General features: G+C 41.1%; 8 protein-coding genes. All 8 read right to left on the bottom strand.

All coding sequences use genetic code 11. The features are described from left to right. Nucleotides 1-53: 53 nt before the first annotated feature. The 8 genes from AC6CHH_RS01670 to AC6CHH_RS01635 all read right to left on the bottom strand — a co-directional run bounded on the left by AC6CHH_RS01670 (nt 54) and on the right by AC6CHH_RS01635 (nt 14,809). Nucleotides 54-3,515 (bottom strand): SusC/RagA family TonB-linked outer membrane protein, encoded by a 3,462-nt coding sequence (locus AC6CHH_RS01670; protein WP_498279059.1) that lies wholly within the window; start codon nt 3,513-3,515, stop codon nt 54-56. Between the two features lie 107 nt (nt 3,516-3,622). Then, nucleotides 3,623-4,603, bottom strand: a complete 981-nt coding sequence (locus tag AC6CHH_RS01665; protein WP_498279057.1) for a FecR family protein — start codon at nt 4,601-4,603, stop codon at nt 3,623-3,625. A 73-nt stretch (nt 4,604-4,676) separates the two neighbouring features. Continuing rightward, the gene (locus AC6CHH_RS01660; RefSeq protein ID WP_498279055.1) at nt 4,677-5,246 is read right to left on the bottom strand and encodes an RNA polymerase sigma factor; all 570 of its coding nucleotides are present in this window, start codon (nt 5,244-5,246) and stop codon (nt 4,677-4,679) included. A gap of 540 nt (nt 5,247-5,786) precedes the next feature. After that, nucleotides 5,787-7,334, bottom strand: coding sequence for a sulfatase (locus AC6CHH_RS01655; RefSeq protein WP_498279053.1), 1,548 nt, complete (start codon nt 7,332-7,334; stop codon nt 5,787-5,789). Beyond that, on the bottom strand, nt 7,309-8,721 hold the full coding sequence (locus AC6CHH_RS01650) for an alpha-L-fucosidase (RefSeq protein WP_498279051.1): 1,413 nt from the start codon (nt 8,719-8,721) through the stop codon (nt 7,309-7,311). Before AC6CHH_RS01650 ends, AC6CHH_RS01655 begins: the two co-directional genes overlap by 26 nt. Further along, nucleotides 8,708-10,186, bottom strand: a complete 1,479-nt coding sequence (locus AC6CHH_RS01645; RefSeq protein WP_498279049.1) for a RagB/SusD family nutrient uptake outer membrane protein — start codon at nt 10,184-10,186, stop codon at nt 8,708-8,710. The genes AC6CHH_RS01650 and AC6CHH_RS01645 overlap by 14 nt, the downstream gene beginning before the upstream one ends. Before the next feature lie 11 nt (nt 10,187-10,197). Further along, on the bottom strand, nt 10,198-13,557 hold the full coding sequence (locus AC6CHH_RS01640; RefSeq protein ID WP_498279047.1) for a TonB-dependent receptor: 3,360 nt from the start codon (nt 13,555-13,557) through the stop codon (nt 10,198-10,200). A 106-nt stretch (nt 13,558-13,663) separates the two neighbouring features. Further along, the gene (locus AC6CHH_RS01635; RefSeq protein WP_498279045.1) at nt 13,664-14,809 is read right to left on the bottom strand and encodes a FecR family protein; all 1,146 of its coding nucleotides are present in this window, start codon (nt 14,807-14,809) and stop codon (nt 13,664-13,666) included.

Below are 14,809 nucleotides of genomic sequence, written 5' to 3'. Positions count from 1 at the left end.
TTCTTAAACACAGCTTGCGATTTATCAAAAACGTTGTTATTCTGGCATAAATTTTACATCGAAATATTAAGTCCAAATCCCCATATCGCCTGGGAGAACATACTTTTACCATCACCTAGTTCTCCCAGAGAGGCCGTCTCAGGATCGAACCCGCTTGGCAGTTTGGTTAGCGTATATATGTTTTCCCCAGAGAAATATACTCGCACCCTCTTCAGACCGATTTTTTGGAGCAACGGTGGAGGAAAGGTATAACCGATCTGTACATTTTTAAGACGTGCATATGCACCATTCTGTAGGTATCGGGTCTGTACTTGCTTATTTTTACTGTCCTGTCCGGTATTGCTATATGGGCGGGGGAAATAAGCTTCGGTATTGATACCCAGTCCAGAATACGTGGTTCCATCCGAATCCCTGTAATAGTCCATGTGATGCGGAAACAAGGAAGATTGGTTCCAAGCACGGAATCCCCAGAATATGTTGCCATCTAGCCAAAGATCGCGTTTTGCTGTGCCCTGAATAAAAACCGCAACATCAATGTTTTTATAATTGGCTGCCAGATTAAGTCCGAATTGATACCGTCGGGTCGAGTTTCCGATAATAGTGAGATCGCCGTGATTATCAAGTGTGTTACGGCCGTTATTGATGACTCCATCACCGTTGAGATCGCGGTATTCAATATCTCCCGTTTGCCATACCTGACCATTTATAAATTTTTGATAGCCAGAAGCATTGATTTGATCCGCCCGTTCCTGGGTATTGATAAGACCGAGCGTTTCATACCCCCAAATCTCACTCGGATCTTTTCCGAGGTAATCCGTTGTCAAGATGCCTGTTGGGTTGTTGTATTTTGTGATGATATTTCTATAATCAAATATATTAGCAGCGACAGAGTAACCAAATTCAGTCCCCACTTTTGCGTTCCATCGGAGCGTAAAATCCCAACCTTTAGTCTTCAGTTCAGAATTGTTTTCTCGCGGTACGGTTGCTCCTAGCACAGCAGGAAGTGCTTGGGCCGGACCCAAACGGTCGAAAGTCAGTCGTTGGTAATATTCGAATTCTGCCTGTAAACGATTCTGTAGAAAAGCGGCTTCGACCCCAATATTGGTTGAGCTTGAGGATTCCCATGTAAGAAATTTATTGACAAGGTTCGGAGCAACAGTATATGCTGGACGCATGCCATCTATCATCCAACCTAGATTACGGTTCACCCCCAATAGAGCCAGATCCTGATAAGCATTTACGTTTTGATTCCCCAGCTTTCCCCAGGAACCCTTGATTTTAAAAAACTGCACAAATGGTGCGACGGTTTCCCAAAATTTTTCTTTAGAAACAACCCAGCCTGCCGATACAGAGGGAAAAGATCCCCAACGTTTCCCTCTTGCAAATTTCGAGGTTCCGTCATAGCGGATATTCCCTTCCAATAGATACTTGTCCGCATAATTGTAGTTAAGCCGTGCAAAGTACCCCAGCGTTGACCAGTGGCTGAGGGCATCGGTGGTCTGCATCTCGCCTGTAGCCGTCGTTATTGAAGGAACCAAAGGAGTAATCAGCTCACGTTTAAGACCGCTAAGGAAATCGTAATTGTTTATTTCGTTCTGGAATCCTACCAATACGTTGAAATGATGATCTTCTCTTAGATCAAATGTATACGTACTATAGATGTTGAGAGCTTTGTAAGTTGTATTTGACTTATCCTTTTCAATATACGAAGGTACCGTGAGCGATATTGGGACCAAGGTACCATCGACTTCATCTTCATAGGCTACCTGATTTACCCCCTCGTAATTATAAATTTTATAATCGATCGAATAATCGGCATTTATCTTCCAATTTTTTAGCGGAGTAATCTCGGTTGCCAAGCGCTGAACCAAATTATTGTCAATAAGCTCCTGATACCCCGCACGCATCTGGGGCACCCGAGACAACTGAGAGTAATGTCCATTGGGTGATTTCAAGAAAACTTCGGGATGTGTCCGGAAGATCTGGTGGATAATCATTCCATAACCTCCTTCACCATTATATATCGGACGGTTGCGAAGCTCATTTGTCAATCGTGTATTGGAACTGATCTTCCACCAATCCGTAATATTGGCATCGATCTTACCTTGAAAATTATAACGATTGTATTTATCGTCCACCATTTTTAGCACCCCTTTTTCCGAAGCATGACCTAAGGACAGGAAATACGACATATCCTTTGCTCCACCCCTGAATGAGAGATTCTCCTGCATTCTTCGTCCGTTACCATAATGGATATCTATCCAGTCATTATTCCCATTTGAAAACTGATAAGTTGACCATTTGGACGGATTATTGGCATCTGGTACAGTTTCGGGCAATGTTGGATCATTGATATAGGATATGATACGATCGATGGTGGACTCAGAAAAAAGTCGCGCAACTCCTTGATTATCGTGCATTTCATTCATCGCACGTACAAAAGAGTAAGAATCCACCATCTTGGGTTTATTTATAATCGTAGTTGGCCCTCCATTAACCGAAAAATCTATCTGAGGTTTTTGGTTCGCTTTCCCTGATTTGGTTGTAATCAATAGAACCCCATAAGGGGCCCGCGCTCCGTAGATTGCAGAAGCGGCGGCATCTTTTAGAACAGAAATACTCTCTACCGTATTTGGATCGAGCGTATTAAGATCGCCCACAGTTCCATCGATCAGCACGTAAGGACTCCCCTGACCTCGGATCTGTACAGATGGGGCGGCTCCCGGTTCGAAACCATTATTTCCATATGCGATTGTTAAACCACTGACGGTTCCGTAAAGGGATTGAGAAACATTATTGACAGGACGGCTTTGAAGCCTCTTGCCATCCACTACTTCAACTGATCCGGTAAGATTAACTTTTTTCTGGACCCCATAACCAACCACCACAACCTCATCAATTTCCCGTGTCTGTTCGTCTATCAACCGAATAACTAAGCCGGACATGCCGTTTGAAACCAGTGTATCGACCGATTGGAGTCCCATAAAATGCGCTAATAATGAGTCTATAGGGAATTTTGCATCCAGTATAAAGTCACCTTTTTCATTGCTTGTTGTTGTTGTCTTTGCTCGCTTTAGCATTAACGTCGCTCCGGAAATGGGTGCGCCTGAAGAATCAACGATCTTACCAGAAATTGTCTTTCCATTGCCTGGCGCCCCTTTGGCTAAGACAAAACCACTGTTCGTCTTTTGAACTTGAATGCCATACGGCAAAAGCAGACGGTGCAGTACCTGTTCAAGGGTTTCATTTTTTGTCTCAAATTTTTCAACAGTAATGTTTTGAAGTCCTAAACTTTCCGTAAAAGAAATGTCTGTTCTTGACTTATTTTGTAGATCAAGAATTACTTCGCGTAAGGTAGTCCTCTGATAATTTTGATTGTAGGTTTTGTTACTTTCCTGCGCAAGTGCATTAGCCCAGGGAATAGTGCCGAAAAATAGAAGTAAGGCCGCACATAATAGCAGAGACTGGCAGCTGATTTTTCTTTTTTCTTTTAAAGTTAGCTTTCTATTATTCATTTGTTAATTTTGAATTGATTAGTTTTTTTAATCCGTAAAACGGAATCAGGTCAGAGTGATTCCATTTATCCAAAAAGGGTCTTACACTTTGTAAGCCCTTTCACTTTTTAATATAAAATGACCTCCCCTTTTCCTTGTTTATATTTGATAATTGCTTTCTTTCCGGTTAATATTCGAATTTCTTCCACAGCAGATTCCATGGATTTGGATTTGCGGAAAGTAATATTATAATGATCCATTAATATTTTAGCATCGTTGGTGTGGAAGGAAATTCCATAAAAGTTCATAAAGTATTGGTTCACCTCCTCAAAACTGCCTCGATTAAGTCTAACATCATCAGAAAGCCATGAAGTTTCTAAAGGATATGCTGCCTGTTCTAATTTATAATCATTGGATTTACGATCATATACTATATTTTCATTTGGCAAAAGTGTATGCAGATTTTTCTCATTATTGTCGACCTGCACCTTTCCAGTTCGCACCGAGATCGAGGTATTGTGAATTTCAGGATAGGCCCTAACGTTGAAACTTGTACCTAACACCTTGATGCGCAAACCTCCGCCATGCACCGTAAATGGTTTGTCAGGATTTTTTTTCACGTCAAAAAAAGCCTCACCATTTAAGCTTACACTTCTAGCAAGTCTATAGTCACCAACAACCAAAGTGGAATTTGCGTTAAGAACAACCTTAGTACCGTCCTCCAAGATAACTGTCCTTCTCTGGCCTATTCCTGTAGAGATCGTACCTTTTTCGAGGTATACTGTTTCAAACGGTTCGATAAGTTCATCGACTGATGAATCAAAAAAATAATTGTAAAAAACTGGTGATAGCATCAGCAGGATAATGCTGGCTGCTACTAGATACACGGTTCTTTTCTTAATAATAGACCGCCTTTTGGAATCCTCTTTTACAGAAAGGAGTATACGTTCTTTAAGATCTTTCCGTTCAGGGATAAAATCCAAACCTGATGCGCTAGATTTCTCTTGTCCCAATGATTCGTACCAATATTCCAGAACGAATTTCTCTGCTGCATTCGCAGTGCCTTGATGATACTTTTTGATTAATTTCTTTAAATGCTTCTTATCCACTTTTTGTCTGCTAGGTTAGCCCTTTTATATAGGACAGTTGCCGGCATGCGAAAGTATGTAAGAGCTAAAAAAATTATTTAACGATCAAAAAGGAAATCAAGGTTGTTAGCGATTTTGCAAATTCAGGATGCCTTGCGATGAGCATGGTTTTAATCCTACGATGCATTTCTGCGCTGTAGCCTTTAACCGTTTGTTCAGCTAACCCAAGGGCTAGAGCGATCTCTTTTAGGGTAAAATCTTCATTGCGCAGTTTAAAGATCTTCTGCATGTTTTCTGGAAGTTCGCACAGAATATTTGAAAATAAGGTATTTAAATCCTTCTCTAGCAGAAGATCGATCAAGGAGAAATCCATGATATCTGAATTCATGGCCAATTTGTCCATCATACCGTTGCACAGCTTTGTCTTCGCAAAATAGTTCATGATCTTATTCCGGAGTGCAACAAAGAGATAATTTTCAACTGAACCATGTACAACTATTGATTCTCTTTTAAGCCAGAGGTTTAAAAATAGGTCCTGAACAAGATCCTCTGCATCATGGAGATTCCCAATTTTTAGGAAAGCTGTTTGAGTAAGTTTGTTGGTATAGTTATTAACCAACATCTCAAAATCAGAAATGTCTTTGATTAATAACGTCGATTTCATAATTCATTGTTGGTTTATAATTAATATGATTAGCCGTCAAAAGTAAACTTACAGTATTAATTTTTAATAAAAAATCAATTTTTAAAGTCAAACGATTGCGCATATTTTACACATTTAGAAGTCTTTAGTTATATTTTAGAGAAAACTTCCATTGCTCACTAGGGAAATCCTGCACATTACTTTTTAACGCCACGATGATCTATGTTTTAATTTTTAAGGCATATGCTAGCTCGCTCCTCTGTTAACACTTGCTTTGCTCGGTCCGGACAATGCACCATTCTTTTTGACGGCAGTTATAAGCAGACCTCGCTCTTGGTCAACCCGGTAGACGGATGAGACCAATTTGGCATTCAATTCTATCGTGCCTATAATTCTATTAGACTTAGAAGGAACCCTATTGGGTATTTGTATACATAAAATGACCCGTAGATAGGTAAAGAAAAAGATTCAGAATCCCTAAGCGGTAATCTGCTAGGAACGCTGAATCTTTAGTCATAGACCGTAAGTATTCACCTCAAAAAGAAACGTAATTGTTTACCGCTAATGGATCTGATTTGGGAAAGGAACTTTTTCCCCTGTTGATTTGTAAGATGGAAGTTGCGATCCCCAATCTTTTAGTTTTTTAGACAATAGATTACTTAGCTCTTTTACCTTATTTTTGTTCTTTTTTGAAATATCAGTAGTTTCTCCGATATCTTCTGCCAGGTTATAGAGCTCTAATTTGGCTCTTTTCATGTCGTAAACAAGTTTAAAATCTCCCTGACGTATGGCAGAAAAAAAGTTGATACCGGGCCCATCAGCGGCAATCCATTTATTGGGAGAATGCCAGACCAAGCCCCTTGACTCCCACAGATTATCTCCTGTCCCATTGATGAGTCCAACCAGGCTCTTTCCATCGATATCCTTTTGAACTGTTGTGTAATCTCCCACGTTGGCTAGTTCCAAAATCGTTGGAAAGAGGTCTTCAACAATGACCGGTGATTCTGTGGAGCGTGCCTGGTGGTTGTTTGCATTCTTAATTAACAAAGGCACTCGAATTCCGCCTTCATAAATTGACCCCTTGCCGGCCCTTAGCGGTAAGTTTTGAGTATGATTCGGACCTGATCGCATCGGCTGAAGACTCAATCCCCCATTATCGCTCAAGAAAATAATAACAGTGTTCTCGTAAACACCCTCTTTTTTCAAAAACTGTACAACATCTCCAATGCTTTTATCAAACCCTTCAACAAGTGATGCATAAGCCGCTTCTATAGAATCTAAACCTTGATCCAAGTATTTTTGAACAAAACGAGGGTCTGGTTGGATAGGTACATGTACCGCATAGTTAGAGAAATGTAGAAAAAAAGGTTCCTCCCTTTTGATGGGCTCCGATATCGCTTTAATGGCCTCCAGGGTTAGCGCTTCTGTTAAGAACGTTTCCCCTCCATGGTATTCCATTAAATCTGGAACTGCCTGGTAGCTGGCTTTGCCTGGTATATTTCCATAATTTTCTTTTGCATAATAGCTTTGGGGATGACCGGCCGAGTGTCCTGCAATATTCACCATAAATCCTAAATTTAGCGGACTGGCAGCAGGCGTTCCAGCAGATCCCCAATGTGCCTTGCCTATATGGATTGTATGGTACCCATTGTCCTTGAGAATTTGCGGAAATGGTGTTGCATAGACCGTTTTCGGCGTATTAGGTTCTGGACTCATGCCATTGATATTCCAATTCGGTGGGTTTAGGAGTTCATCTGAATTATCAGTAGACCTGTTCGCGATGGGGTGGGTCCAGTGGGTTACCTGATGATGCGCTGCATTTAACCCGGTTAACATACTTACTCTAGATGGTGTACACACTGGGGTTGCATATGCATTCGTGAATTTGGTCGCCTGCAGAGCTAACGCTTCCAAGTTAGGTGTATGAAATTTCTTATTGTTTGGGGTAGACTCGGTGTAAAATGGCACTGAAATATCCTGCCAACCCAAATCATCCACTAAAAACACGATTATATTGGGATGTTTCTGTTGCTGGCTGAAGGCAGAATGTGCCATCAAAAGACAGCCTAGAAGGAAGCTTGTTTTAAGAATCATTTTTAGTTGTTTCATATACATTAAAGGTTTTGAGCTGGGGAGTCCCCACAGCGCGATCGAGGACAATCCGGATGCCTTTGGTAATCAGAGAGTTTTCCAACACAATCAGGTGTTTATGCCCGATAGAAGTCCCTGAATAAATATCGCGCCATCCTCCACCAGACAGCATTTGAATGCGAAAGGCCCTTATTTTTTGTCCCTTGGATAGATCTTCTCCTAGCATAATACGCTGGATGGATTCAGGGCGTCTGAAAGTAAGTTGGTTTTGTGTTTTCCCAGAAGGAACAATCGGAAATTCATATAATCTTTTCACATGATCCCCAAATTCCTTAAGTCGCACGCGATCTTGATGCGGAACCAGCCCGGTAGTGTCGGGGGTTACCCCCAGAACAAGGGTAGCATTACGTCCTACCGATTGATGGTACATCTGGGTAAGTTCAGCAACACTAAATAGACTGTGTTCATCATTTGGTTCCCAAAACCATTCGTGCCGCCCATTAGCCCCCCGTAATGGGGCGTCTGCCATCGCTGGCATAAAATATTTTCCATCCGGATCTCCGGTTTTTAATAATCTATAGTTATCCTTCCAAATGGCCTCCGGCGCGCTTTCTCCTGAGCCCGTAAAGTGGTAAGGGAAAGTCGACCAGCAAGGATAATTAACCGTACCGGATTCTGAACCTCCCCAACGGGCTTCTGCAAGCTGATCATTGTGGTAAAACAAACAATCGGGTTGATATTTTTTCACGATCGGTAGAACATTTGGTGCCCCTTTATCCGGATGGCTCGCCCCTCCATCAAACCATATCTTAAACAACGGGCCATACCAGGTACAGATTTCTTTCACCATTTCTTCAACCATTTGATTATAAAACTGCTGCCGTTGCACCTGCATTTCACCCTTTCCCTGAACGACAAAGTCATGTACTCCCAGATAGGAATTCCAACGAATTCCTAGGTATACTCCGGGTTTCAGACCATGTTTATGGCAGGCTTTGATAAAGTTACCAATTATGTCCTGTTTTTCCTCACTCCATCCTAAAGCTTTGGTGTTATACGGATTTGCATTTGAAGGATATAAAGCAAAACCAGACTCATGGGTCGCGGTAATCATGGCAAACTTAGCCCCCGCATCCTTTGCTGATATTACCCATTGTTCGAGATCCAGTTGGCTCGGCTTAAAAATATGAATATCCTGAATAGGAGTTTGCCTATTTTCTCGTTGATTGTAGGCTTTCCCATCAAATACGTGCAGGTCATAATGAAAAATAATGCCCAGTTCGGCCTGTTGCCAGGCCAGTTGGGCTTTATTGGGTTTGGGCACATCTTGTGCAGCCAATAAGGCTGGACTTATTAAAATGGCAACAAGCAAAAAAAACGACCAAAATTGACTAATACCCCTCATTCTGTTCTAAATTAGGATTTGCATCAATTTGTTGCAGGGGAATCGGGTAAAGTACTTGATGATCTTTTGCCGCGTGGCCTCTTTGGCGAGCTGAGCTGATAAACTTCCCATGGCGAATTAAATCTTCCCGGCGCAACCCTTCAGAATAAAATTCACGTCCTCTTTCAGCCAGTAGAAACTCACGAAGTTCCTCCTTACTGGAATAGGTACCTAATGTAAGGTTAGAAACATTTGCCCGTTGGCGCACTGCATTGATTAATCCGAGTACCTCAGCGCTAGGACCAGATAGTTCATTTAATGCTTCTGCCCTACTGAGCAAGATATCGGCATACCGAATATAAACAATATCATTACCCATAGCCTCTCCAACCGCATTCGGATCCGGCCAGTATTTGAAACTTCGCACATCATTTAAAGCCTTTCCATTCTGGTCTTCTAAAAGTTCTACGGTCTTACCAGCATTGTCCTTATAGCTTCGGATTAATAATTCGCGACGTTTGTCTGTCGCATCAAAGGTCTTGTAGAACGCTGAATACGTACGAAATTGAGCTCCAAAGTTTACCTGATTGGTTAAAATTGGATAATTTGGCGGAAAAGCATGCGCCATGTAGTTGTTGTGGTAGCCGGCCTGAGGCAAACATGGGGCTCTGAAAATAAACTCCCGATTGTTTTCCCCGACAACGTTGAACAATTTAGAATAGTCTGGATACAATTCATATTGCTTGCTCTCGATAACTTGCTTGGTTACATCGGCTACTTTTTGCCAATTTTTCTCCTTAAGATAAAGCTTCATCAAATAACCCAGGGCTGCTCCTTTTGTTGCGCGGCCTATGGGATTTTCTTCCAGGGGAAGATATTGTGCAGCGAATTCTAAATCAGCGACAAGATAGCTTACAAAATCTTGAGAGGTAGCTCTTGGTGTATTTTTACCAATTTCTTCAATTTCCTCTGGCGTTGCACCCGCAGGAATATCAATTAAAGGGGTGGGTCCAAATAAGTTGAATAAAAAATAATAAGAGGAAGCTCGGATAAATCTGGCCTCCGCCTGAATCCTGTTTGTTTTTTCTTGATCCAAATTATTTAATTGAGCAGACAATACTAAAACAGAATTTGCACTAGCAATAGCCTCATACATTTTGCGCCAGAAGGAGTTGAGAAAACTATTGTTCACTGCCCAGTCAAATTGAATGAATGGAGCTGCGTCTTTTTCCAATCCACCTCCGGTTTCAAAGGAAATATCGGTGTTGAATTCATTCATCATATAGGTATAATTCCGATGATCGTAAGCAATAATTCGCGATCTGGCATAAGCTCCTGTTAGTAATGCATCAATCCCACTTTCATCATTCAGAAACCCGTTGGGATCATACTCGGTATAAACTTCCTCCTCTAAGAACGATTTACAACCAGTTGTAAGAAAAGGAAGGATAAGCAATAAGATATATTTTAGTTTTATTGTTGACATGATAATACAGATTAAAGGGTAAGATTAATTCCTAAACGAAACGTGCGCGCTAATGGATAACTGTTATAGCTTACCTTAGAGGTGGAACCGGTACCTGTAACACTGGCGTCCGGATCGTATCCTTTATATTTTGTCCAGGTAGCCAGGTTTTCCATTGCCAAAAAGACATTCAACCGGTTAATTTTCTTTCCATTATTAAACACTTCATAATTCAAGTTGACATTCTTTAAACGAAGAAATGAAGCATCTTGAATCGTCATGGAATTAATGATATAGTCACCACCATAAGCAGTAGGATTCACCCCACTTGGGTATGTATTTGTTGGATTTTCAGGAGTCCAACGGTTCAAAAGGTATTCAGATAAACGATTTCTATATTCATTAGTTGGATAAAGAGTCTCTGCTATATTTGCATCCAACATGCTGATACCACCAACGTATTGTACTAAAAAGTCAAGGGAAAAGTTTTGATACCTGAAGCTGTTGATTAAACTCAAGTTCGCTGTAGGGAACGGTTTCCCTAAAATCGTGCGATCTTCAAGATCAATTTTTCCGTCTTTGTTCTGATCAACAAAACGGATATGACCTGGCTTTGCACCCGGTTGAGCCGAACTCGCAATTTCATCAGCATTCTGGTAAATTCCATCGGTCTGAAATCCATAAAAGGATAGCATGGGCTGCCCCGTTTCAACCAATTGATAGTTCGAGATAAAACTAGCAATACTTCCTGTTATCAGTTGTGGAATAAAATCGGGCAGTTCTTTGACTTCATTTTTTAGTAAAGAAAGATTGAAGGTACTTTCCCAATTGAAATTTTCCTTCTGTACATTTTTACTGCGCAATTGGAAATCAATACCTCTATTTTCAACATTTCCAAAATTCACCATATAGCTGCTAAAGCCGACAACAGAGGGGAGAGGTTTACTGAACAATTGATCTTTAGTGTTTCTTTTAAAGGCGTCGATTGATCCACTTAAAATGCCCTGAAGCAAGCTAAAGTCCAAACCAATATTCACTTCTTCTGTATTTTCCCAGCGTAGATTTCTATTTGGTAAACGTGCAGGAATTACGCCCTGATAAATGTTGTTTCCAAACACAGCGTTTCCAGAGGCGATCAGCGTATTAATCGTTTGGTAGTTGGAAATTCCTTGATTTCCCAATTGGCCATAACCAATCCGGAGTTTCAAACTATTGCCTTTATCTCGCCAATCACTAAGGAAGTTTTCATCGCTAATCTTCCAGGCAATAGCACCAGAGGGAAATACGGCGTATTTATGCGCATCAGAAAACCGAGAAGTTCCATCCGCCCTTACGGAGGCCGTTACTAAGTATTTTCCTTTATAATTGTAATTCACTCTTCCTAATAATCCATTCAATCGGTTTCTGGATTTTCTCGAACTTACGTTGTCGCTTTCGTCTCCATCACCGCTTTGCAAGAGATTGTAGGAAGTTACGTCGGACAAGAATCTCATTGAGCCTGCCCCCACTCCTTCGGCACCAAACTCTTCAAAGGTTGTCCCCGCCATAATATTGAAACTATGATCAGCAATTTCTTTGCGGTAGTTCACTAAAAACTCCGCCAGCCATTGATACCCTGAGGAGGCATCTTTTGACCCTATTCCACCATTTGCTAAACCATTGATTGTAGAGCGGTCGGTATAACTAGAGCTCATGCTGTTGGCTGCACTTCCGCCTATGCGTATGGTTCCGGTAAGTCCTTTGAGTGGATTTATCTCTGCAGATGCCAAGCCATAAAAGGTATTGCTCAGGTTCCGGTTATCGATGCCATTCACCAAGGCGAGCGGATTATCTAAAGCGATAAAGTTATTTAGATAATATCGCCCGTTTGCATCCTTTTCTGCAGACAAAGTCGGGTCAAATTGGATGGCAGAATTTAAAGGTCCTGCGCTTTCATTGACACCATTTGAGGTATAAATTGCTTGCTGATTTCCACGGGTATAATTCCCATTAATCGTAAACTTGATATAATCTTTCGGCTTGAATTCTAAATTAGTTCTGAAATTTATTTTCTTAAATCCGGAATTTTTCACTAACCCGTCCTGATCAAAATAATTTAATGCTGTATAGAAAGAACTTTTTTCTCCTCCGCCTGAGAAACTCAATTGGTGATTTTGAACCATCGCATTTTTCTGAAGAACCTGGTCTTGCCAGTTCGTACCCTCACCCATTTCGGCAATTTGATCCTCACTGAAAATGACATCACGTCCCGCATCTTTGCGAATGCCATTCAACACCTCCATGTATTCCCGGCCATTCAACACGTCTATTTTCTTTGAAATACTTTGTAGACCAGCATACGAATCGTATTTGGTAATCACCGTTCCAGATCTTCCTTTTTTGGTGGTAATCAAAACGACACCATTGGCAGCACGAGTTCCATAAATAGCTGCCGCAGAAGCATCTTTTAAAATGTCAACAGACTCAATATCATCGGGACTTAAGCTGGATGGATCAATTCCTGGCATGCCATCTACTACGATTAAAGCATCATTGCTGCTGTTGATAGATCCAGCACCACGAATCTGAATCTTCGTCCCAGCTCCTGGAGCGGAATTGGTCTGGCTGATGGTAACTCCGGGCGCCTTTCCATTAAGCAATTGAAGTGCATTGGTGTTGGCCCCCTGGGTAAAATCCTTGGCCTGCACGCCCACAACGGACCCGGTTAAGTCTGATTTCATCTGGGTCCCATAACCTACCACGACAATTTCATCGATTTCTTTGATCGAAGGATCCAAAACAATGGTCAATGCGTTGTAATTGGTATAATCGATTCTTTTCTCCATGTAGCCTATGTAATTCACAACTACAGATCCTTTAGCAGGCGCGTTTTCAAAGGTAAAACCTCCTGAGCTATTGGTGCTAATGGTCTGACCAGAAGGCATTAATTTAACGGTTGCTCCCACAGCAGGAGAATTATTTTGCAGAATAACGTTTCCGCTAAGGTTCTCTTGAAAGCTTGAATTTGGTTTGTTGCTGGCAAGTTTATCTGCATTTTTTGGAAAAATGAGAACGTTATTTGTACCAAGCTCATAACTCAGGTCCTGGGTCTTCAGAAGCGCACCCAAGGCTATTGTCCAGTTCTTGTCCTGAACATATAAATTCACGCGCTTATTTTCATCCACCAGTCTCGCGTTGTAGAGGAAATCTCGTCCGCTTTGCTTCCTTATTTTTGCCAATACTTCTTTAAAACGCTCGCCTTTTGCATTAATGGAGACATTCTGGCCGTAAGTAGATGCACTGACATGAATGCTGCCTATACACAGCAATAAGATAATCAGTTTCATATGCAGAATAATTTTACGTGCATTCCTTCGCAAAGGATGCGACATTAATTGATAAGTTTTATACATTTGAGTAGGGTATAAAATGATTAGTAAAATAGTCGTTATTGGTTATTTATTATCCTTGGGAGGTGTGGCAGCACCTCCTTATTTTTATATCTTTCATAGTCTAGGCTTATTTATCTACCACATGTACTCCCCCTTCCTTGATTCTAAATGTGATATTTGAGACCTTTTCTAAATTCTGTAATAAATCGGCTAATTGATTTGTTTTCTTATAGGTTCCCGAAAAACGTTCGTTGTTGGTCGCCTGGATTTTCACGTATTTTACATCATACCAATCCTTAATTTGATTCATAATTTCCAGGGTACTTGCATTCTCAAACTTAAAATACCCATCTTTCCAGGATAATAGATCTAAGGTATCAACATCTCTTTTGAGCAGGGACGCCTGACTTCCTATGGCCTGTTGTCCTGCTGCTAAAAGCAATGAGTCTTTGCTGTTAGAAACCTTAACCTTCCCTTCTAAAAGAGTTACTTTGGTTTGCTGTCCTTTGCTACTGCTTACTGTAAAGTGTGTCCCCAAAACTTCTGTATCAAGTTCTCCTCCCTTTACATGGAAAGGTTTGAATTTTAGCTTAGCGACTTCAAAATATGCTTCTCCTTGTAGGTGAACTTCTCTTTTTAGGCCAGAAAAGTGGTTGGCGAACGTAATTGCTGAGTTGCTGTTCAACCATACTTTGGATCCGTCTGGTAATACCATGGGCTGGACTTGTCCCAGATTACTTTTAATCGTTAATCTGGCAAATTGTCTCAAGGATACAGGCTGCTGTTGATCAGCAATACGAATAATCCCAGCGGTATCGATGGAAATTCCATAGTCCAGCAATTGCGGAGAATTTAGTAAGAGTTGACGCTGTTTTGGCCCTTCTTCAAGCAAAATACTGGCCTGACCTTTTTTTAGGTAAATGGCTTGCTGGTCAGCAGTTTCAAGTAAAACTCTCTGGGATTTCTGTTGGTATAGATAAAAACCAGCTAAAGCACTAAAAAACAAAATTAAAGCAGCAGCAATGCCTATAGGCCAACTCCAGATCGGTTTTCGAGTGGGTAATTTTTGATGGATGTTATTCCAGATGGACATTTTTTTGTCCTGTGTGAAGGGAATAAAGGTTTTATTCTTTTCATAAACAGCAGCAAAGATTTCCTGGGTTTGTTCATCAGGATTGTTAGTCATCAGCTCAATGAGCTCCTGCTCCTGTTCTTCTGATAGCTTAGCTGCTAAAAGCTGCTTAACTAGATATTCCAGCCTAACTCTGTTCAT

Source organism: Sphingobacterium sp. GQ94 (assembly GCF_059758715.1).
This window is presented reverse-complemented; position numbering and strand designations above follow the sequence as displayed.

Coding starts and splice junctions, on each gene's coding strand:
- AC6CHH_RS01645 (WP_498279049.1), bottom strand. CDS start 10,186: ATGTCAACAATAAAACTAAAATATATCTTATTGCTTATCCTTCCTTTT.
- AC6CHH_RS01660 (WP_498279055.1), bottom strand. CDS start 5,246: ATGAAATCGACGTTATTAATCAAAGACATTTCTGATTTTGAGATGTTG.
- AC6CHH_RS01670 (WP_498279059.1), bottom strand. CDS start 3,515: ATGAATAATAGAAAGCTAACTTTAAAAGAAAAAAGAAAAATCAGCTGC.
- AC6CHH_RS01635 (WP_498279045.1), bottom strand. CDS start 14,809: ATGAACAGAGTTAGGCTGGAATATCTAGTTAAGCAGCTTTTAGCAGCT.
- AC6CHH_RS01640 (WP_498279047.1), bottom strand. CDS start 13,557: ATGTATAAAACTTATCAATTAATGTCGCATCCTTTGCGAAGGAATGCA.
- AC6CHH_RS01655 (WP_498279053.1), bottom strand. CDS start 7,334: ATGAAACAACTAAAAATGATTCTTAAAACAAGCTTCCTTCTAGGCTGT.
- AC6CHH_RS01650 (WP_498279051.1), bottom strand. CDS start 8,721: ATGAGGGGTATTAGTCAATTTTGGTCGTTTTTTTTGCTTGTTGCCATT.